Source organism: Achromobacter anxifer (assembly GCF_903652925.1).
Classification (GTDB): Bacteria; Pseudomonadota; Gammaproteobacteria; order Burkholderiales; family Burkholderiaceae_B; genus Achromobacter; species Achromobacter anxifer.
Window position 1 is genome coordinate 240,740 of sequence record NZ_CAHLAR010000004.1, and the last position, 19,436, is coordinate 260,175.

Genomic DNA, 19,436 nt, shown 5'->3' on the forward strand with positions numbered 1-19,436 from the left:
CGCGAGGCAAGCGTCCAGATATCGGGCGGCATCGTCGTCCGTCTTGAGGGTGTCAACAGCATCCCAGCGGCAAAGTCCTTCTGGGATAGTGGCGAGAGGTGGCAGAGTGCTCATGGCATAGCGTGGATGAAGTCCAGAAGCCATATGAGCAGATTGTGACCAGTCCGGGGCTGTAATCCCTCGAAAACCAGACAAAAAGCAACCCTTACACACTGGATCATCCATCCAGCAGGTAAGGGCTGCTTTTTTGCGTCAGGATCCGGCGCCCGCCGGGAGCGCCGCCGGTAATCGCTTTACTCGATGTTCTGCGCCTGCTCGCGCATCTGTTCGATCAGCAGTTTCAGGTCCATGGCGGCGCGGGTGACTTCCATGCTGCCGGCCTTGGAGCCCAGCGTGTTGGCTTCGCGGTTCATTTCCTGGAACAGGAAGTCCAGGCGCTTGCCGGCGCTGCCGGCGTTCTTCTTGCCGGAGGCCTGCTTGCCGTCGCCCAGCAGGTGGCGCAGTTCTTCCAGGTGTGAGCGCAGGCGCGACAGCTCTTCGGCCACGTCGATGCGCAGCGCGAACAGGTTCGCTTCCTGCGACAGGCGTTCCGACAGCTCGGCGCCGGAAATGTGGGTGAAGCCGCCGGGGAAGGCGGATTCCACGCTTTCGCGCAGCTTGGCGGCCAGCTTGTCGCGGTGGTCGGCCAGCAGCTGGGGCAGGTGGGCCTGCACCAGTTCGACGATGCGCGCCACGCCGTCGGCGCATTCGCGCATCATGCCGGCCAGGCGCTCGCCTTCGCGTTCGCGGCCTTCCTGGAGCTGGATCAGGGCCTGCTGGGCGGCCTGCATGCAAGCCGCGCCCCAGACCTGCGGGTCGAGCGCGTCGTTGGCGCGCTGGCCGGGCCAGTTGAACAGTTCGACCAGGCGCGGGGCGGCGATGTCGGGCAGGATGCGGCGGGCGGCCTGCAATTGCTCGGCCAGGCTTTCGAGCCAGGAGGGTTCCAGCTTGGACAGGTCGGTGCTGGCATTGCGCGTGTACGAAACGCGGATCTCGACCTTGCCGCGCGCGAGATTGGCGGTCAGCAGCTCGCGCAGGGGAGTTTCCACGTGGCGCAGCTCGTCGGGCAGACGGAAATAGAGATCGAGGAAGCGGCTGTTGACGCTGCGGAATTCGAGCGCAAGCGTGCCTTGCTCCAGATCTGCGCGGGCGTTGCCGAAGGCGGTCATGCTGCGAATCATGATGTGCGTGTCCTGGTAATGCTTTTAATTGGGAACCGATGGCGCTTGAGTCCGCGCCAGCCGGTTTTTTGGCGCGGGTTCGGGGTTTCCAGCGGCTATATCGCGGCAGGATACTCCAAGCGGCGGTTTCCTGCGGCGGCAGCCCGTACAATGCGGCGGATCTAAGCCATGTCTGGAGTCTGCCTGTGACCACTACCCCCGCCATTGCCCGTCCCTCGGGCCGCGCCGTCAACGAATTGCGGCCGTTCAGCCTGGAGCGCGGCTTCACGCGCTATGCCGAAGGCTCGGTGCTGGTGAAGGCTGGCAATACCCATGTGCTGTGCACGGCCAGCGTATTGGAGAAGGTACCGCCTTTTCTGAAGGGCAAGGGGGAAGGCTGGGTAACGGCTGAATACGGCATGTTGCCGCGGGCCACTCACACGCGCGGCGACCGCGAGGCGGCGCGCGGCAAGCAGAGCGGCCGCACCCAGGAAATCCAACGCTTGATCGGACGCAGCCTGCGCGCGGTGTTCGACATGAAGGCCCTGGGCGAGCGCACCTTGCATCTGGACTGCGACGTGCTGCAAGCCGACGGTGGCACGCGCTGCGCCAGCATTACCGGCGCCTGGGTGGCGGCGGCCGACGCGGTCGCGCTGCTGATGAAGCGCGGCGATCTGGCCGCGAACCCGATCCGCGACGCGGTCGCGGCAGTGTCGGTCGGCCTGGTGCAGGGCCGCGCGGTGCTGGATCTGGATTACGAGGAAGATTCGGCCTGCGATGCCGACGTCAACGTGATCATGACTGGCAGCGGCGCGTTCGTGGAAGTGCAGGGCACCGGCGAAGGCGCCACGTTCACGCGGGCCGAGCTGGATACGATGCTGGTGCTGGCCGAAGGCGGGATCGCCGGGCTGGTGCGGGAACAGCGCGCAGCGCTGCTTTGAGTTTTTTGGGGGTGTGAAGGGCTGCGCGCAACTCTTCACACCCAGGCGCCGGTATCACCCCCGCGCCAGCAGCATCCCCAGCTTCTCCGCCTTCTCCAGATTCCAGATCGCATCGATCAGCCCGCGCAGCTCTTGCTCGGTCGCGGCGTCCGCGTAGCGGCCCAAGGTGAGCGTCTTGTCTTCGATCTCGGCGCGGCTCAGGGTGTTGCCCGGATCGCCCTTGGGTTCGTCGACGCGGCCATGCAGCTTGCGGCCGTCTCGGGTGTAGACGGTGACCTTGCCGATCCAGCGTTGCGGATAGGCGCCGTCGACTTCGGGATCCAGTTCCATTTCCACCTTGCCGCGGAACGTGGCGACGCCCGGGTCGTCCAGGCCGGCGTCGAACTCCGCCAGGCCGGCGCGGCCCTGGCGGGCGATGAGCGCCAGCACGGTGCCCATGGAGAACTTGGACTGGTGCACGGTTTGCGGATTGACCACCGGACCCAGCACGTCGATGGCACCCTGGTGGACGTGGGCCACGACCCGCTCGACGTCGGCCTCGGTCAGATCGTTGTCGCGCAGCGCCTGTTGCAGCGCGTCGGCGGCGGGATGCGTGTGGCGGCAGGACGCATGGAACTTGAACGAGGTCTCAGCCAGCGCCCAGCGTTCGCCCAGCCGGTCGCACAAACGGCTGGGATCGGCGTCGGTCGACATGCCGGCCGCCATGCCCTGCGGGCCTTCCAGGATATGGCGCGCGCCGGTGAAGCCTTCGCGGGCGAGATAGGCCGCGGTGATGCCGTCGGCCGCCGCCTTGGCGGTGTGCAACTGCTTGGAGTCAGCGGCGTCGCGCAGGAACTCCCAGAGGCCTGCGGCTTGGGTGCCGGCCGAACCCAGGGCGTGCAGCATTTCCTCGGGGGACAGGTTGAGCAGCCGGCCCGTGGTGACGGCGGCGGCCAGCGTGCCGGCGGTGCCTGTGGTGTGGAAGATCTTGTAGTGCGAGCGGCCCAGGAATTCGCCCACGCGGATGCCCACTTCGTAACCCGCCACGGCGGCCACCAGCAGGTCGCGGCCGGAGCGGCCCAGCGCCTGGGCCACCGCCAGCGCCGGCGGGAACACCACGGCGGCCGGGTGGAACACGGAACCGTTGTGCACGTCGTCCTGCTCGACCACGTGGGCCGCCGCCGCGTTGACCATGGCGGCAAACAGCGGCGTGGTGCGGCGGCGGGTGATCAGGACTTCGCTGGGACCGTCGGCCGGGCCCATGGCGGCGGCGTAGCGGTCGATGGCCTGCACGGCGCGCGCGGAGGCGCCCGCCAGGATGGAGGCCAGGCAGTCCAGCAGCAGGTCTTCGGCGCGGCGCAGGACGGGGGCGGGGATGTCCTCGTAGCGCAGATTGGCGGCGAAGGTTGCGAGCTGGGCGCTCAGGTGCGGGGTGTCTTTGGCTGCGGTCATGGTCGTCGGATTCGCGTCAGAAGGAACGGGGCAGGCCCAGGATGTGCTCCGCCACGTAGGACAGGATCAGGTTCGTCGAGATGGGCGCGACCTGGTACAGGCGGGTCTCGCGGAACTTGCGCTCGACGTCGTACTCGGTGGCGAAGCCGAAGCCGCCGTGGAATTGCAGGCAGGCGTTGGCCGCTTCCCAGGACGCGTCGGCCGCCAGCAGCTTGGCCATGTTGGCCTGGGCGCCGCAGGGCTCGTGCGCGTCGAACAGGCGGCAGGCTTCGTAGCGCATCAGGCTGGCCGCCTCGACGTTGATGTGGGCGCGGGCGATGGGGAACTGCACGCCCTGGTTCTGGCCGATGGGGCGGCCGAACACCATGCGCTCCTTGGCGTAGGCGGTGACCTTGTCCACGAACCAGTAGCCGTCGCCGATGCACTCGGCGGCGATCAGGGTGCGCTCGGCATTCAGGCCGTCCAGGATGTACTTGAATCCCTTGCCTTCCTCGCCGATCAGGTTTTCTTCCGGGATTTCCAGGTTGTCGAAGAACAGCTCGTTGGTCTCGTGGTTGACCATGTTGGGAATGGGGCGGATCGACATGCCGTGCTTGACCGCATGGTGCAGGTCCACCAGGAAGATGGACATGCCTTCCGACTTGCGCGTGACCTGGTCCAGCGGCGTGGTGCGCGCCAGCAGGATCATCAGGTCCGAGTGCTGCACGCGCGAGATCCAGACTTTCTGGCCGTTGATGACGTAGCGGTCGCCGCGCTTGACCGCGGTGGTCTTGATCTTGGTGGTGTCGGTGCCGGTGGTGGGCTCGGTGACGCCCATGGATTGCAGGCGCAGCTCGCCGGCGGCGATGCGCGGCAGGTATTCGCGCTTCTGGGCTTCGGAACCATGGCGCAGCAGGGTGCCCATGTTGTACATCTGGCCGTGGCAGGCGCCGGAGTTGCCGCCGCTGCGGTTGATTTCTTCCATGATGACCGAGGCTTCGGTCAGTCCCAGGCCCGAACCGCCGTACTCCTGCGGAATCAGCGCGGCCAGCCAGCCGGCCTCCGTCAGCGCGCGGACGAAGGCTTCGGGGTAGCCGCGCTCTTCGTCGACCTTGCGGAAATATTCGGAGGGGAACTGGGCGCAGAGGTCGCGCACGGCTTCGCGGATGTCCTGGTAGGCGTGGGAGGCGTTGGGCATGAGAGGGTTTTCTGTATGGGTAATGGATCGGTGCAGCGTTGAATGTGCCGCAAGCCGGCGCTTATGCCAATTCACGATTCCTTAATACGGGGTTCGGTTTCATGACGGGAGTTTTTCATTCGGCCGGCGGGGTTGTGTCAAGAAATTGCCAAACTGGATGTCCATAATCGTCGCGAACGCCGCCACAGGCGGCAGGTTTTGTATGGACGGATATGCGGAAAAACATCAGGGTCACCACGGCGGTGTCGGCCATTCTTGCGTTGTTTGTGGTGCTGTTCGCGATGGCGGCGGCGGCGGGCATCGTCGTGCTGCGCGAAAACCGCGCGGACATCGAGGCCCTGGGCCGGGGCAGCATCGAACGGGCCAGCGACCTGGCCGACATGACCAGCCGGCTGTTCCAGGCGCGCGCCGCGCTGACGGACGCCAAGACGGCCATGGAAGGCGGCCTGGAAGAGGCGCGCAACGAGGCGCTGACGCATGCCGAGGCGCTGTTCAAGCAGGCCGCGGCCAGCCTGGCGCGCCTGCGCGACAACCCGGACACGAGCGCCCAGGGCGCGCCGCTGTTCGACGGCGTGCTGGCGGCCTACGCCGCCTTTGCCGACAAGACCCTGGCGCCCATGCACGCGGCGATCAAGGGCTGGAACGGGATCGAGGTCAACCGCCTGGTCGACAAGGTGCTGCCGGGCAGCGGCGCGGCCTACGTGAAGCAGGCCGACGCCTACCAGACCTACGCCCGGGATCAGGGGCAAGCGGCGGTGGCCAGCGCCAGCGACACGCTGGAGCGGGTCATCGTGGTGGCGGCCGGCGTGCTGGCGTTGGTGCTGCTGCTGGCCGTGCTGATCCGGCTGGCGTTCCGCCGCGGCATCCTGCGGCCGCTGAACGAAGCCGGCGCGCACTTCGACCGCATCGCCGACGGCGACCTGACGGGCGCGATCGCCATGCGCGGCAACAACGAGATCGGCGTGCTGTACAGCGCCATGCGGCGCATGCAGACCGGCTTGTCGGCGGCGGTGGCGTCGGTGCGCCACGGCGTGGAGGAAATCCATACCGGTTCGGGCGAGATCGCCGCCGGCGGCGCCGACATGTCGGACCGCACGGCGCGCCAGGCGGGTTCGCTGCAGGAGGCCGCGGCCAACATGACGCAGCTGGCGCACACGGTGAACCTGACCGCGGGCAATGCCGACCTGGCCAGTCGCCAGGCGCTGGGCGCGACCCAGCTGGCGCAGCGCGGCGGCGCGGCCGTGGAGGAAGTGGTACAGAGCATGCAGGGCATTGCGGACAGCGCCCGCCGCATCGGCGAGATCGTCGGCGTGGTGGACAGCATCGCCTTCCAGACCAACATCCTGGCGCTCAACGCCGCGGTGGAAGCGGCGCGCGCGGGCGAGCAGGGCAAGGGTTTCGCGGTGGTGGCGGGCGAGGTCCGTTCACTGGCCCAGCGCAGCGCGCAGGCCGCCAAGGAAATCAAGGGCCTCATCGAGGATTCCGCCGCGCGCGTGCAGGCCGGCGTGCGCCAGGTCAGCCTGGCCGGCGACACCATGCGCGACATGGTCGAATCGGTGGGCCGGGTGACGCAGATCGTGGCCGAGATTTCCAGCGCCACGGCCGAGCAGGCCGCCGGCATTGCTTCCGTGAACGACGCGGTGGCCGACATCGAACGCGCCACCCAGGAAAACGCCGCCATGGTGGAGCAGACCGCGGCCGCGGCGGCGGCGCTGGAGGCCCAGGCGCAAGGTTTGCGCCGGGCGGTGGCCGTGTTCCAGATCGCCGAGTCGGCGCAGGGATCAGCTGTCGAGCTGCGGCAGGATGCCGCCGGTGTAGCGCTCGGCCACCAGCGACAGGTTCCCATGCTTGACCTTGTGCTTGACGTGGGCAGCGGCCGACGCAATGTCCTCAGGGCGGATGCGCTCGCATAACGAGGGCGTGACGGTGAGGGCGCCGACCCCCAGCGTCACGAAGGGAAAGAAGCGCGGCACGCCGTAGCGGTCCTCGGCCTCGATGCCGCCGTTGCGGCGGCCCTCTTCGTCGTACAGGGCTATGGCGCGGTCGTTGAATTCCGCGATGATGCGCCGGGCGCGCTCCATCCAGTCGGGGCTGCGCAGCAGGACTACGAAATCATCGCCGCCCACATGGCCGACGAAGTCGCGCTGCGGATCGCAATGGCGCTTGATGACCTCGGCGGTCAGCATGATCATGTCGTCGCCGCGCCAATAGCCGTAGACGTCGTTGAAGGGCTTGAAGTTGTTCAGGTCGCCATAGCAGATGGTGAAGTCGTCCGCGTCTTCCAGCAGCGTGGCGATGTGCCGGCTGATGGGGATGTTGCCGGGCAGCGAGGTCAGCGGGTTGGCATAGCGCGCCGCCTCGATCCGCATTTCGGTCACGGAGCGCACCAGCGTCTCGCCGGTGGCCAGGCCGTCGTAGCGGCCGTCGCGGGTGATGATCAGGCCGTCCATCAGGTAGCGCTGGTCTTCCGAGATCAGCACGTGGCTCAACTGGTCGATGGACACGTTCAGGTCCACCAGCACCGGCTGGGCATTCATGAAGGTCGAGCAGGCGTCGCGGCCGAACAGGTCGCGGGTATAGCGCTGCGCGTAATGCTCCGAGAAGTCGCGCCGGTTGATGATGCCGACCGGGCGGTTGTCGTCGTCGATCACCGCCACGGCATGCATTTCCTTGTGCTCGATGAATAGTCGGTGCACGTCGTCATTGGTGTGCCGCGTCAGCTGCACCGCGGGCGCCTCGACGCGCAGGCTGGCCGCCGTACCGCCAGCGCTGCGCTGCTGCATGGCGACGGGTTGGCGCAGCCGCAGTGAGTCGCGCAGCGGCTGGGCTACCTCGGTCAGCAGCATTTCCTCGGGCCGGCCCAGCAGCCAGCCTTGCGCGTAGCGGATGTCCAGTTCGCGCACCACGGCCAGGTCCTCGGCGGTCTCGATGCCTTCGGCGACGATGGTGGTGCCCAGGTGCTGCGCCACCTTCAAGATGGCGCGCACCATGTTTTGCTTGCGGTCGTCCTGGCCGATGCCGTCGAAGAAATAGCGGTCGATCTTGACCAGGTCGGGCTGCATTTCCGCCCACAGTTGCAGATTCGAGTTGCCCACTCCGTAGTCGTCCAGGGCGACGCGCATGCCGCGCTCGCGCAGGCAGGCGAAGGCGCTGGCCAGTTCGGCCATGTGCTCGGAAAGGGGATCCTGCTCGGTCAGCTCTACGATGATGCTGGACGGGGCCAGCGAGCAATTCTTGAGCAGGCGCTGGGGCATTTCATCGCCCCACAGCGTCCAATAATGGATCAGGGCGGAGCCGGACAGGTTCAGGAACAGCATGCCGGCGGCATCGTGCTGATGAAATCCCTGGGCGCCGGCGCGGAAACTGGCGAGTTCCAGCTGCGGATGCAGGCCTTGGCGGCGAGCCTCGGCGAACAGGGCGTCGGGAAAGTGCAGGGCGGTGTCGGCGGGGCCTCGGATCAGGCTTTCGTGGCCGTAGATGCGGCTGTGGGACAGGTCGACCACAGGTTGGAAGCGCGGGCGCAGCAGGCGTTCGCGCAGGATGCCGGCCAGGCTCACGTGCGCTGACGCGCTGTCCGGGGATGATGAGGGAGCGCGGGCCGCTACCGGCCGGGGCAAAGCGTGAGTGGGGTCCATCGCCGGTGCGTTCAGATACTATCAGTGACAAGTTTGACTATATTGACAACAAAATATGTCTGCGTTGTTGCGCCGACGACAGGCGCGCAATCTTCAGCCAGCCGCGTTGCGGCTGTCAACACCGGACCTGGTCATATCCATACGCCGCGCAGGGGGGATCGCGGCGGGCAGGCCGCGCCCTATACAATTTGCCCCATGACTGCTCCCAAGATTCCCGATTCCCTGCGCCGTGTCGTGCTGGCGTCCAACAATGCCGGCAAGCTGCGTGAATTTTCCGCCCTGTTCGCCCCCCTGGGCATCGAACTGGTGCCCCAAGGCGAGCTGGGGGTGCCCGAAGCCGAAGAACCGCACGTCACCTTCGTCGAGAACGCCCTGGCCAAGGCCCGCCATGCCAGCCGCCTGACCGGCCTGCCGGCGTTGGCCGACGACTCCGGCCTGTGCGTGGCCGCGCTGGACGGCGCACCCGGCGTGTATTCGGCGCGCTACGCCAAGATGCATGGCGGCGAGAAATCCGACCAGGCCAATAACGAACTGCTGGTTAGCAAGCTGGCCGGCGTGGCCGACCGCAGCGCCTGGTACGTGGCGGTGCTGGCCCTGGTTCGGTCCGAAAACGACCCCCGCCCGCTGATCGGCGAAGGCCTGTGGCATGGCGAGATCATCGACCAGCCCGAGGGCGCCAACGGCTTCGGCTACGACCCGCATTTCTACCTGCCCGACCAGGCCCTGACCGCCGCGGCGCTGGAACCCGAGGAAAAGAACCAGATCAGCCACCGGGCCCGCGCCTTGCGCGAACTGCTGAGCAAGCTGAGCCAGGCTTGAGGAGGGCGCCACGCGGCGCCCGGTCCAGGAATTACGCATGTCCATCATCATTCCCATCCGCAACGACATGGGCGCGACGCCGTCGCGCCTGAAGACGCCGCCCGGCGCCACGCTGAGCAGCCTGCCGCCGCTGTCGGTCTACGTGCACGTGCCCTGGTGCGTGCGCAAGTGTCCATATTGCGACTTCAATTCGCACGCCGCGCCCGGCGAGATTCCCGAACGCGCCTATCTGGACGCGCTGCGCAGCGACCTGGAACAGGCGCTGCCTTCGATCTGGGGCCGGCAGGTGGTGTCGGTCTTCATCGGCGGGGGCACGCCCAGCCTGCTGTCGTCCGCCGGGCTGGACGAGCTGCTGGCGATGCTGCGGGCCTGTCTGAACCTGTGGCCCGACGCCGAGATCACCATGGAAGCCAACCCCGGCACCGCCGAGGCCGGGCGCTTCCGCGATTACGCGGCCAGCGGCGTCACGCGCTTCTCGCTGGGCATCCAGAGCTTCGACGACGCCCAGCTGAAGAAGCTGGGCCGCATCCACGACAGCGCGCAGGCGAGGGCGGCCATCGAGATGGCGCAGCGCGCCGCGCCGCGCGTCAACCTGGACATGATGTTCGCCTTGCCGGGGCAGACGCTGGACGCCTGTGTGGCCGACTTGGGGCAGGCCGTGGCGTTCGGCACCGAGCATCTGTCGCTCTATCACCTGACGATGGAGCCCAACACGGTCTTCGCCAAGTTCCCGCCCGAGGACCTGCCCGACGTCGACACCAGCGCGGCCATGCAGGACGCGGTGGAAGCCGAACTGGCCGCCGCCGGCCTGGCCCGCTACGAGGTTTCGGCCTACGCCAAGCCCGGCGCGCGCTGCCGCCACAACCTGAATTACTGGGAGTTTGGCGACTACCTGGGGCTGGGGCCCGGCGCGCACGGCAAGCTGTCCTTCCATGACCGCATCGTGCGCGAGGCGCGCCTGCGCAGTCCGGAATCCTGGATGCAGGCGGCCATGGCGCGCGACGGCAGCCATATCGCCGAAAGCCGCCAGGTCGGTCCCGACGAGCTGCCGTTCGAGTTCATGCTGAACGCCTTGCGCCTGAAGGACGGCGTCGCCGCCACGGCCTTCAGCGAACGCACCGGCCTGTCCCTGGCGGCCATTGCGCACCAATTGGAGGCAGCGTCCAAGCGCGGCCTGCTGGACGCCGATCCGACCCGGCTGCGCGCCACGCCCCTGGGCTGGAGATTCCTCAACGACCTGCAGGAAATGTTCCTGTAGCGTTCATGCACCATAATGGGGCGGTCGTGCCCCACTATTTGCACCATTATGGTGCTACATTTTCCCATGACCGAGCCGACTTCCCCGGGGAATCCCGGAGGAAAAACCTGGCACGCTTATTGCTTCCCTCTTTTATGCCAGTCGACGGGCAAAGCCCTCGACCTTTTTATCTAATGGAGATGACATGGCAAGCCCGAAAGATGTCCTGAAACAGATCGCCGACAACGAAGTCAAATTCGTGGATTTCCGCTTTACCGATACGATTGGCCGTGAGCACCACATTTCGGTGCCGACCAGCCAGATCGACGAAGACAAGCTGGAAAGCGGGCAGGCCTTCGACGGTTCGTCGATCCCGGGCTGGAAGGGCATCGAAGCCTCCGACATGCTGCTCATCCCCGACCTGTCCACCGGCAACCTGGATCCGTTCCGCGAGGAGCCGACCCTGATCCTGTCGTGCGACGTGGTCGAACCGTCCGACCTGAAGGGCTATGACCGCGACCCGCGCTCGCTGGCCAAGCGGGCCGAAGCCTATCTGAAGTCCTCGGGCCTGGGCGACACCGCCTACTTCGGTCCGGAACCCGAATTCTTCGTCTTCGACGGCGTGACCTGGAACAGCGACATGTCCGGCACCTTCGTCAAGATCAAGTCCGAAGAAGCCCCCTGGTCCTCGGGCCTGGAATTCGAAGGCGGCAACACCGGCCACCGTCCCACCGTCAAGGGCGGCTACTTCCCCGTGCCCCCGGTCGATTCCTTCCAGGACATGCGTTCCGAAATGTGCCTGCTGATGGAACAGATGGGCGTGCCGGTCGAAGTGCACCACCATGAAGTGGCCGGCGCCGGCCAGCTGGAAATCGGCACCAAGTTCAGCACGCTGGTGCAGCGCGCCGACTGGACGCAGATCGTCAAGTACGTGATCCACAACGTGGCCCACGCCTACGGCAAGACCGCCACCTTCATGCCCAAGCCCATCGTCGGCGACAACGGCTCCGGCATGCACGTCCACCAGTCCATCTGGAAGGACGGCCAGAACCTGTTCGCGGGCAACGGCTACGCCGGCCTGTCCGAATTCGCGCTGTACTACATCGGCGGCATCATCAAGCACGCCCGCGCGCTGAACGCCATCACCAACCCCGGCACCAACTCGTACAAGCGCCTGGTTCCGCACTACGAAGCGCCCGTGAAGCTGGCCTACTCGGCCCGCAACCGTTCGGCCTCGATCCGCATTCCGTACGTCGGCAACCCGAAGGGCCGCCGCGTCGAAGCGCGCTTCCCGGACCCCCTGGCCAACCCGTACCTGGCTTTCTCGGCCCTGATGATGGCCGGCCTGGACGGCGTGCAGAACAAGATTCACCCCGGCGATCCCGCCGACAAGAACCTGTACGACCTGCCGCCGGAAGAAGACGCGAAGATCCCGACCGTCTGCGCATCGCTGGAACAGGCCCTGGAAGCCCTGGACAACGACCGCGAGTTCCTGACCCGCGGCGGCGTGTTCAGCAACGACATGCTCAACGCGTACATCGAACTCAAGATGGGCGACGTCAACCGTCTGCGCATGACGCCGCACCCGGTCGAGTTCGACATGTACTACAGCCTCTGATGTCTTGAGGCTGTGACTGGAGGCGGCGCGATGAGGCAGGCAGAAACCAGGGCCCGCAGCAAGCGCACCTCCAGTTCGCGGTTCGACGGATTGCCCGCCAGGCGCGATGCCTGGCGGACAGCGCGCCGGTTCCCGGCGCCGCCGTCGACTTCCGCCTTTCCCTCACATTCGGGTATGTAGAAAATGAATGTAGAAGCTCTCGATCTGCTAGCCACGTCCGTTTTCCTGGTCAACGAACGCGGTCATATCGAATATGCCAATGCGGCCGCCGAAGACCTGTTTGGCCGCTCGCGCAAGCAACTGAACGGCCATTCCGCCGCCACGCTGTTCGACAGTCCGGAAAACATCCAATCCTCCATCGACCGCGCCGCGGCCGGGCGCTATGCCGACGTCAGGCAACTGGCCTCCTTGCGCCGCGCCACCGAATCCGTGGAGGTTTCGGTGACGACGGTCGGACTGACGGGCCAGCGCTGGCCCGTGCTGATAGAAACCCGCGAGATCGAGCAGCGCGTGCTGGCCGACCGCAACCACCGGCTGGTTGACGAGATCGAAGCCCACCGCGAACTGCTGCGCAATCTTGCGCATGAAGTCAAGAATCCCCTGGGCGGCCTGCGCGGCGCGGCGCAATTGCTCGAAGCCGAGCTGCCCAGCGCGGCCCTGGCCGAGTACACCCAGGTCATCATTTCCGAAGCCGACCGCCTGCAGGCGCTGGTGGACCGCCTGAGCGGCCCGCAACGTGTGCCGCTGAACGCGCGTCCGGTGAATATCCATGAGATCTGCGAGCGCGTCTGCGCGCTGATCCAGGCCGAATTCCGCAACGACGTCACGCTGCTGCGCGACTACGACGCCTCCGTGCCTGACCTGAAGGGCGATGCCGCCCGCCTGATGCAAGCCGTACTGAACGTGGCGCGCAATGCCGCCCAGGAGCTGGTCGCGCGGCCGGTCGGCCCGCAGACCGAGCCCGGGGTGCTGACGCTGCGCACGCGCGTGGCGCGGCAGGTCATGCTGGCCCACCGCCAGCACCGCCTGGCGCTGGTGCTGTCCATCATCGACAACGGTCCCGGCGTGCCCGACCACATCCGTGACCGCATCTTCCACCCGCTGGTCACGGCGCGCGCCGGAGGCACGGGGCTGGGACTGAGCCTGGCCCAGGATTTCGTGCAGCAGCATGGCGGCATCATCGAATTTGAATCCCGGCCAGGCCGCACCGAGTTCCGCCTTGTCCTTCCGATGGAGCCTGCACACTGATGAAACCCGTATGGATCGTCGATGATGACCAGGCCATCCGCTGGGTCCTGGAAAAGGCCCTGGCGCGCGCTGGAGTCCCCACCCGCAGCTTTTCGCAGTCGGCCGATGTGCTGGATGCGCTGTCGCGCGAAGCGCCTGCCGCGCTGGTGTCCGATATCCGCATGCCGGGCGGCAACGGCCTGGAACTGCTGCGCCAGCTGAAGGAACGCAATCCCGGCCTGCCCGTGATCGTGATGACGGCGTTCGCCGATCTGGACAGCACCGTGTCCGCATTCCAGGGTGGCGCGTTCGACTATCTGGCCAAGCCGTTCGACGTCAACGAGGCGGTGGCGCTGATCCAGCGCGCCATGCAGGAATCGTCGCAACCCGAAAGCCCCGAAGGGCAGGGCGAGTCGGCGCAGAACAACGAGCGGTGGATGATGACGCAGTCCTCATCCACCGCCATGCAGGAAGTGTTCCGCGCCATCGGCCGGTTGGCCCAGTCCAAGGTCACGGTCTTGATCACGGGCGAGTCCGGCACCGGCAAGGAACTGGTGGCGCGCGCCTTGCACGGCCACGGCGTGCGTGCGAACGGCCCCTTCGTGGCGCTGAACGCCGCCGCCATTCCACGCGACCTGCTGGAGGCCGAGCTGTTCGGCCATGAACGCGGCGCGTTCACGGGCGCCAACAATCTGCGCCGCGGCCGCTTCGAGGAAGCGCACGGCGGCACCTTGTTCCTGGACGAAATCGGCGACATGCCGATCGAATTGCAGACGCGCCTGTTGCGCGTGCTGGCCGAAGGCAGCTTCTACCGCGTGGGTGGCGCCCAGCCGGTGCGCGTCGATGTGCGCATCGTCGCCGCCACTCACCAGCCGCTGGAGCAGCGGGTGGAGCAGGGCCTGTTCCGCGAGGATCTGTTCCATCGTCTGAACGTCATCCGGCTGCGCCTGCCGCCGCTGCGCGAACGGGTCGAGGACATTCCGGCCCTGGCCAGCCATTTCCTGACCGCCAGCGCCCGCGCGCTGGGGGTGCCGGTCAAGCGCTTGACGCCGGAAGCCTTGGCCGTGCTGTCCAGGTTCGACTTTCCCGGCAACGTGCGCCAGCTGGAGAACTTTTGCCACTGGCTGACGGTGATGGCGCCTGGCCAGACGGTGGAACGGGCCGACCTGCCGCCGGAAATCCGCGCCATGGAACACCAGCAGACGGGCTCGGCGCCGCCGCCGCGTCCCGTCGCGCCCATGGCCGGCGTGGGCACCGTGCTGCCGGCCGCGGCGCCGGCGGAAGAGGCCTCGCCGCGCAATTGGCAGGACTCCTTGCTGCGCGACGCCCAGTATCGGCTGGAGCGCGGCGAACCCGCGGTCATGGCCACGCTGACACGCCAGTTCGAGAAGATCCTGCTGCAAAGCGCGCTGGACGCCAGTCGCGGCCGCCGGGTGGAGGCCGCCTCGCGTCTGGGCATTGGCCGCAACACCATCACGCGCAAGCTGCGCGAGCTGGGGATTGAGGACGAGTGATGGGTTTCGCACTCCGTCATCCCATCCCCAACAGGCTCTCGCACAGGCGCGGCGACTTCAGTTTCTGCAGCCACCATTTCAGCGCCTCGCCCGGCGGTTCCGAGCGCCAGGCATAGGTCAGGTGTTCCGTCAGGGACATGCCTTCGTCCGTTTCGCACACCACCAGCAGGCCCTGGGCCAGATAAGGCGCGGCCAGCGTCAGCGGCAGGTAGCCGCAGCCCAGGCCGCGCACCTGGGCGTCTATCTTGGCCTGCATGGTCGGCATCACCAGTACGGCTTGTTCCGCCAGGATGCCGCGCGTCTGCGGCGCCAGGTTGCGCGAGGTATCGGCCACCACCACGGCGCAATAGCGCGTGATGTCGGCGCGGCTGAGGGGTTGGGGCAGGGACGCGAGCGGGTGGTGAGCGGCCACGCAGAAGCCGAATTGCGACTGTCCCATGGCTTGCGAGCGGTAGGGCCCGGTGGGTTCGCCCGCCGCGCCCGCGCCTATCACCAGATCGGCCCGCCCCGAGGTCAGGGCGTCCCAGTTGCCGCTCAGCACTTCGCTGGAAAAGCGTAGTGTGGTGGCGCTGCCCAGCGCCTGGAACTCTTCGATCAGGTCGTATAGCGGCCGCCACGGCAGGACCGCGCTGACCGCGATGCGCAATTCCACCTCCCAGCCCGTGGCGATGCGCTTGACCCGGCAGGCCAGGTCGTCCAGCGACTGCAGCACGTGGCGGCCTTCCTTCAGCAGCGTTTCGCCCGCCGGCGTCAGCAGCGCGCGGTGTCCGGAGCGGTCGAACAGCAGCACGTCCAGTCCGTCCTCCAGCTTGCGGATGGAGTAGGTGACGGCCGAGGGCACTTTGCCCAGCTCGCGGGCCGCCTTGGCAAAGCTGCCGTGGCGCGCGATGGCGTCGACCAGGATGAGCAGTTCGGGGGTGATGGCTTGCATGGAGGCGTCCGGAATGTACATTCAAAAAATTTGAATGGTTCCGTCAAAATATAACGCCGAACAGGCCACGCTGCACGCGCACAATATCACTCATGCCGGTAGTGCAGCGGCTTGGCCCACAGGGGCGAAAGCAACAAGGGCTGCACAACCATTCATATTATTGAAATAGGAGTCCGCAATGCTTACGATTCGCCGCGCCGCTGAACGGGGTCATGCCAACCACGGATGGCTGGACTCGTTCCATACCTTTTCCTTTGCCAACTACTACGACCCGGCCCACATGGGGTTCGGCGCGCTGCGCGTGATCAACGATGACCGCATCGCCGCCGGCCGCGGCTTCGGTACCCACGGCCACCGCGACATGGAGATCATCACCTATGTGCTGGACGGCGCGATCGCCCACAAGGACAGCATGGGCAGCGGCTCGACCATCCAGCCCGGCAACGTTCAGCGCATGAGCGCGGGCCGCGGGGTGATGCACTCGGAGTTCAACCCGCTGTCGGACCGTGAAACGCACATGCTGCAGATCTGGATTGAGCCCGACGTTGCCGGCATTGCGCCCGAGTACGAAGAGCGCAGCTTCAGCGATGAGCAAAAGCGTGGCCGCCTGCAGGCCCTGGTGTCGGCGGATGGCGTCGACGGTTCGATGAAGATCCATCAGGACGCGCGGCTGTACGGCGGGCTGTTCGATGGCGATGAGTCCGCGACGCTGGAGCTGGCGGCCGGCCGCCGCTCCTGGGTCCATGTGGCCCGCGGCAGCCTGACGGTCAACGGCGTTGAACTGTCGGCTGGCGACGCGCTCGCCATCACCGGCGAGCCCCGCGTCGAATTGTCGGGCGGCAAGAATGCCGAAGTCCTGGTGTTCGACCTGGCGTGAAGCGCCTGGCGGGCGGGCTGAAGAAGCCCGCCCGCCTTTGTTTTTTCCATGCAGGCGGCAGGGCTTAACATGGCCCTAGGCCCCACAACCCGGAGAGTCCGATATGTCCACCTTGTCCGAAGCAGGCGAAAGCCAGATTGAATCCGTCGTGGTGCCGCGCACCAGCGACCTGGGCGGCTTTTCCGTGCGCCGTGCCATTCCGTCCGCGCAGCGCCGCACGGTCGGACCCTTTGTGTTCCTGGATCACATGGGGCCGGTCGAGTTCGCGCCCGGCACGGGCATAGACGTGCGTCCGCATCCGCACATCGGCCTGTCCACCGTGACCTATCTGTACGAAGGTTCGATGGTGCACCGCGACGGCGCGGGCAACACCCAGACCATCCTGCCCGGAGAGGTCAATTGGATGACGGCCGGCCGCGGCATCGTACATTCCGAACGCTCCTCGCCCGAAAGCCGCCAGGCCGCGCAGCGCCTCTGTGGCCTGCAGATCTGGGTCGGGTTGCCGAAAGAGCACGAGGAAACCGATCCGGGCTTTACCCACTACGGCCTGAATGCGCAGCCGGTGATCGAAGGAGAGGGCGTGCGCGCCCAGGTGGTGGCAGGGTCGCTGTTCGGCAAGACTTCCACCGTGAAGACGCTGTCGCCGCTGTTCTATGGTGATCTGCAATTGCAGGCGGGCGCTACCACGGTGCTCCCGGCCGAGCATGAAGAACGCGCCGCCTATCTGGCGCAAGGCACGGTGGAGATCGACGGTCAGGAATTCGAAAGCGGCCGCCTGGTGGTGTTCGCGCCGGGCCGCCCGGTGCAGATCCGCGCCAAGACCGCGGCGCGCTTCGCCGTGATCGGCGGCGAACCCCTGGACGGGCCGCGCTTCGTGTGGTGGAACTTCGTTTCCAGCAACAAGGACCGCATCGAGCAGGCCAAGCAGGACTGGCAGCGCGATCGCTTCGACCAGGTGGTGCCGGGCGACGAGACTGAGTACATTCCGCTGCCGGAACCGCGGGTCTGAGTATGATGCGCCTCCTGACCCCTACAACAACACGGGATGGAGACAGCATGCATCGCCACACTCTCAACGCGCTGCGCGGCCTGGCCGCGCTGGCCCTGATCCAGGGCGCCTCGGCGGCGCTCGCCGCCGGTTATCCGGCCAAGCCCATCACCTTCATCGTGCCCTATACGGCCGGCGGCACCACCGACCTGGTGGCGCGCACGGCCGGACAGAAGGTGGCCGAGAAGCTGGGCCAGCCGGTGATCGTCGAGAACCGGCCCGGAGCCGGCGGCAACATCGGCATGGACGCCGTGGCCAAGGCCGCGCCGGACGGCTACACCATCGGCTTCGGCGCCATTTCCACCAATGCGTTGAATCCCTTCGTCTATCCCACCATGCCTTTCGATCCCACCAAGGATTTCACTGGCGTCAGCATGCTGGGGGCGTCCACCGTGGTGCTGGAAGTCGGTCCGGCCCTGAAGGTGGACAGCGTCAAGGACCTGGTCGCCTATGCCAAGCAGCATCCCGGCACCTCGTTCGGCACGCCCGGAACCGGCACTTCCATGCATCTGGCCGGCGTCATGTTCGACCAGCTGACCGGCGCGGGCATGCAACACATCCCCTACAAGGGCAGCGCCCAGGGCCTGAACGATCTGCTGGGCGGACACCTGCCGGTGATGTTCGACAACCTGCCGGCGTCGCTGCCGCACATCAAGGCCGGCAAGGTGCACGCGCTGGCGGTGACGGGCAGCAAGCGCGCGCCCGCCTTGCCGGACGTGCCGACGCTGGCGGAACTGGGCTACGAGGCCGCAGTGGTGGATCCGTGGTTCGCGGTGTATGGACCGGCGAAGATGTCGCCTGAAGTGACTCAGGCGTTGAGCGAGGCCTTCCAGTGGGCGCTGGCGCTGCCGGAAGTGAAGACCAAGCTGGAGCAGGCCGGCTTCATGCCTTACGGCTCCACCCCGCAGGAGGTGGAGCGCCTGACCCAAAGCCAGCACGAAGCCTTCAAGGCCTTGTCGCAGAAGGTGAAGTTGTCGGCCGATTGAGCGGCCGGCGCGGCTCAGCGGCCGCGGGCAAAGGCCTGCTCGCGCCGCTCTTCCAGCGCTTCGCGACGGATGAAATCGCGCACGAAGTCGCTGGCGGGATGGTGGTGCAGGTTATAGGGCGTGTCCCACTGCGCGATGCTGCCCTGGGACATGACGCCGATGCGGTCGGCGATGGCGAAGGCCTCGGCCTGGTTGTGCGTGACCAGGATGGCCGTATGGCCGGTGCTCTTCAGGATGTCGCGCACCTCGAAGGCCAGGCGCTCGCGCGTGTCCACGTCCAGGTTCGAGAACGGCTCGTCCAGCAGCAGCAGGTCGGGCGAGGGCGCCAGCGCGCGCGCCAGCGCCACGCGCTGTTGCTGGCCGCCGGAGATTTCGTGCGGGTAGCTGTTGGCGGCGTGCGCCAGGCCCACCAGTTCCAGCATCTCTTCGACGCGGCGGGCGCGTTCTGGCCGTGCCAGCTTGCGCAGGCCGAAGGCCACGTTCAGCGCCACCGACAGATGCGGGAACAGGGCATAGTCCTGGAACATCATGCCCACCCGGCGATGCTCGGGGGCCACCTGCACGGCGGGCGAGGAAATGACCGTGCCGTCCAGCAGGATGCGTCCGGCTCGCACCGGCTCGAAGCCGGCGATGGCGCGCAGCACGGTGGTCTTGCCGCAGCCGGATTCGCCCAGCAGGCAGCCGATGTGGCCGACGGGCAGGCCCAGCGTCAGGTCCTGCACCACGGGCTTGAGTCCCGCCGGCGTTTCATAGGCCAGGGAGAGGTGATCGAGTTCTAACAGATCGGGCACGATGA

At 66.9% G+C, this 19,436-nt stretch carries 15 protein-coding genes and 1 pseudogene; 10 read left to right on the plus strand and 6 right to left on the minus strand.

From position 1 onward, the window contains the following. Window positions 1–293: 293 nt before the first annotated feature. On the minus strand, window positions 294–1,220 hold the full coding sequence (locus HWY37_RS14175) for a YicC/YloC family endoribonuclease (RefSeq protein WP_176088884.1): 927 nt from the start codon (window positions 1,218–1,220) through the stop codon (window positions 294–296). 185 nt (window positions 1,221–1,405) lie between these two features. On the opposite strand from HWY37_RS14175, the gene rph reads away from it, so the two are divergent. Continuing rightward, window positions 1,406–2,140: a ribonuclease PH gene (gene rph, locus HWY37_RS14180; protein ID WP_281372227.1), complete on the plus strand. Its 735-nt coding sequence runs from the start codon at window positions 1,406–1,408 to the stop codon at window positions 2,138–2,140. 54 nt (window positions 2,141–2,194) lie between these two features. Here the strand turns inward: rph and HWY37_RS14185 are convergent, their stop codons facing one another. Further along, entirely contained in the window at window positions 2,195–3,571 is a 1,377-nt protein-coding gene (locus HWY37_RS14185) for an MmgE/PrpD family protein (protein WP_175205601.1), read from the minus strand. A gap of 16 nt (window positions 3,572–3,587) precedes the next feature. Next, window positions 3,588–4,748: an acyl-CoA dehydrogenase family protein gene (locus HWY37_RS14190; protein ID WP_059375802.1), complete on the minus strand. Its 1,161-nt coding sequence runs from the start codon at window positions 4,746–4,748 to the stop codon at window positions 3,588–3,590. 212 nt (window positions 4,749–4,960) lie between these two features. Between HWY37_RS14190 and HWY37_RS14195 the strand changes: the two are divergent. After that, window positions 4,961–6,394 (plus strand): annotated as a pseudogene (locus HWY37_RS14195) (methyl-accepting chemotaxis protein); the annotation flags it as partial. Window positions 6,395–6,529: 135 nt separating this feature from the next. On the opposite strand, the gene HWY37_RS14200 reads toward HWY37_RS14195, so the two are convergent. Next, window positions 6,530–8,383: an EAL domain-containing protein gene (locus HWY37_RS14200; protein ID WP_420872156.1), complete on the minus strand. Its 1,854-nt coding sequence runs from the start codon at window positions 8,381–8,383 to the stop codon at window positions 6,530–6,532. 195 nt (window positions 8,384–8,578) lie between these two features. Here HWY37_RS14200 and rdgB point away from each other — a divergent pair, with 195 nt between their 5' ends. From rdgB to ntrC, 5 genes are all read left to right on the plus strand, one after another. Next, window positions 8,579–9,202, plus strand: coding sequence for an RdgB/HAM1 family non-canonical purine NTP pyrophosphatase (rdgB, locus tag HWY37_RS14205; RefSeq protein ID WP_175205603.1), 624 nt, complete (start codon window positions 8,579–8,581; stop codon window positions 9,200–9,202). Between the two features lie 37 nt (window positions 9,203–9,239). Next, a complete protein-coding gene (hemW, locus tag HWY37_RS14210; RefSeq protein WP_175205604.1) occupies window positions 9,240–10,460 on the plus strand; it encodes a radical SAM family heme chaperone HemW in 1,221 nt (406 codons plus the stop codon). Window positions 10,461–10,644: 184 nt separating this feature from the next. After that, on the plus strand, window positions 10,645–12,057 hold the full coding sequence (gene glnA, locus HWY37_RS14215; RefSeq protein ID WP_175205605.1) for a type I glutamate--ammonia ligase: 1,413 nt from the start codon (window positions 10,645–10,647) through the stop codon (window positions 12,055–12,057). A 183-nt stretch (window positions 12,058–12,240) separates the two neighbouring features. Next, window positions 12,241–13,305, plus strand: coding sequence for a nitrogen regulation protein NR(II) (glnL, locus tag HWY37_RS14220; protein ID WP_175205606.1), 1,065 nt, complete (start codon window positions 12,241–12,243; stop codon window positions 13,303–13,305). Beyond that, the gene (ntrC, locus tag HWY37_RS14225) at window positions 13,305–14,798 is read left to right on the plus strand and encodes a nitrogen regulation protein NR(I) (protein WP_176088885.1); all 1,494 of its coding nucleotides are present in this window, start codon (window positions 13,305–13,307) and stop codon (window positions 14,796–14,798) included. Before glnL ends, ntrC begins: the two co-directional genes overlap by 1 nt. Before the next feature lie 16 nt (window positions 14,799–14,814). On the opposite strand, the gene HWY37_RS14230 is transcribed toward ntrC, so the two are convergent. Continuing rightward, complete coding sequence (locus tag HWY37_RS14230; RefSeq protein WP_176088886.1) at window positions 14,815–15,729, minus strand: LysR family transcriptional regulator; 915 nt, start codon at window positions 15,727–15,729, stop codon at window positions 14,815–14,817. A gap of 178 nt (window positions 15,730–15,907) precedes the next feature. Here HWY37_RS14230 and HWY37_RS14235 point away from each other — a divergent pair, with 178 nt between their 5' ends. The 3 genes from HWY37_RS14235 to HWY37_RS14245 all read left to right on the plus strand — a co-directional run bounded on the left by HWY37_RS14235 (window position 15,908) and on the right by HWY37_RS14245 (window position 18,640). Next, window positions 15,908–16,606 (plus strand): pirin family protein, encoded by a 699-nt coding sequence (locus HWY37_RS14235; RefSeq protein ID WP_175205609.1) that lies wholly within the window; start codon window positions 15,908–15,910, stop codon window positions 16,604–16,606. 103 nt (window positions 16,607–16,709) lie between these two features. After that, a complete protein-coding gene (locus HWY37_RS14240) occupies window positions 16,710–17,615 on the plus strand; it encodes a pirin family protein (protein ID WP_176088887.1) in 906 nt (301 codons plus the stop codon). A gap of 47 nt (window positions 17,616–17,662) precedes the next feature. After that, window positions 17,663–18,640 carry a Bug family tripartite tricarboxylate transporter substrate binding protein gene (locus HWY37_RS14245; protein WP_176088888.1) on the plus strand — a complete coding sequence of 326 codons (978 nt, stop codon included), beginning with the start codon at window positions 17,663–17,665 and terminating at the stop codon, window positions 18,638–18,640. A gap of 14 nt (window positions 18,641–18,654) precedes the next feature. Here the strand turns inward: HWY37_RS14245 and HWY37_RS14250 are convergent, their stop codons facing one another. Next, a complete protein-coding gene (locus HWY37_RS14250) occupies window positions 18,655–19,431 on the minus strand; it encodes an ABC transporter ATP-binding protein (protein ID WP_176088889.1) in 777 nt (258 codons plus the stop codon). Between the last annotated feature and the right edge of the window lie 5 nt (window positions 19,432–19,436).

Bases quoted from the DNA above. Each gene is read 5' to 3' on its own strand.
- HWY37_RS14175 (WP_176088884.1), bottom strand. From the start codon at position 1,220: ATGATTCGCAGCATGACCGCCTTCGGCAACGCCCGCGCAGATCTGGAG.
- HWY37_RS14185 (WP_175205601.1), bottom strand. From the start codon at position 3,571: ATGACCGCAGCCAAAGACACCCCGCACCTGAGCGCCCAGCTCGCAACC.
- HWY37_RS14190 (WP_059375802.1), bottom strand. From the start codon at position 4,748: ATGCCCAACGCCTCCCACGCCTACCAGGACATCCGCGAAGCCGTGCGC.
- HWY37_RS14200 (WP_420872156.1), bottom strand. From the start codon at position 8,383: ATGGACCCCACTCACGCTTTGCCCCGGCCGGTAGCGGCCCGCGCTCCC.
- rdgB (WP_175205603.1), top strand. From the start codon at position 8,579: ATGACTGCTCCCAAGATTCCCGATTCCCTGCGCCGTGTCGTGCTGGCG.
- hemW (WP_175205604.1), top strand. From the start codon at position 9,240: ATGTCCATCATCATTCCCATCCGCAACGACATGGGCGCGACGCCGTCG.
- glnA (WP_175205605.1), top strand. From the start codon at position 10,645: ATGGCAAGCCCGAAAGATGTCCTGAAACAGATCGCCGACAACGAAGTC.
- glnL (WP_175205606.1), top strand. From the start codon at position 12,241: ATGAATGTAGAAGCTCTCGATCTGCTAGCCACGTCCGTTTTCCTGGTC.
- ntrC (WP_176088885.1), top strand. From the start codon at position 13,305: ATGAAACCCGTATGGATCGTCGATGATGACCAGGCCATCCGCTGGGTC.
- HWY37_RS14230 (WP_176088886.1), bottom strand. From the start codon at position 15,729: ATGCAAGCCATCACCCCCGAACTGCTCATCCTGGTCGACGCCATCGCG.
- HWY37_RS14235 (WP_175205609.1), top strand. From the start codon at position 15,908: ATGCTTACGATTCGCCGCGCCGCTGAACGGGGTCATGCCAACCACGGA.
- HWY37_RS14240 (WP_176088887.1), top strand. From the start codon at position 16,710: ATGTCCACCTTGTCCGAAGCAGGCGAAAGCCAGATTGAATCCGTCGTG.
- HWY37_RS14245 (WP_176088888.1), top strand. From the start codon at position 17,663: ATGCATCGCCACACTCTCAACGCGCTGCGCGGCCTGGCCGCGCTGGCC.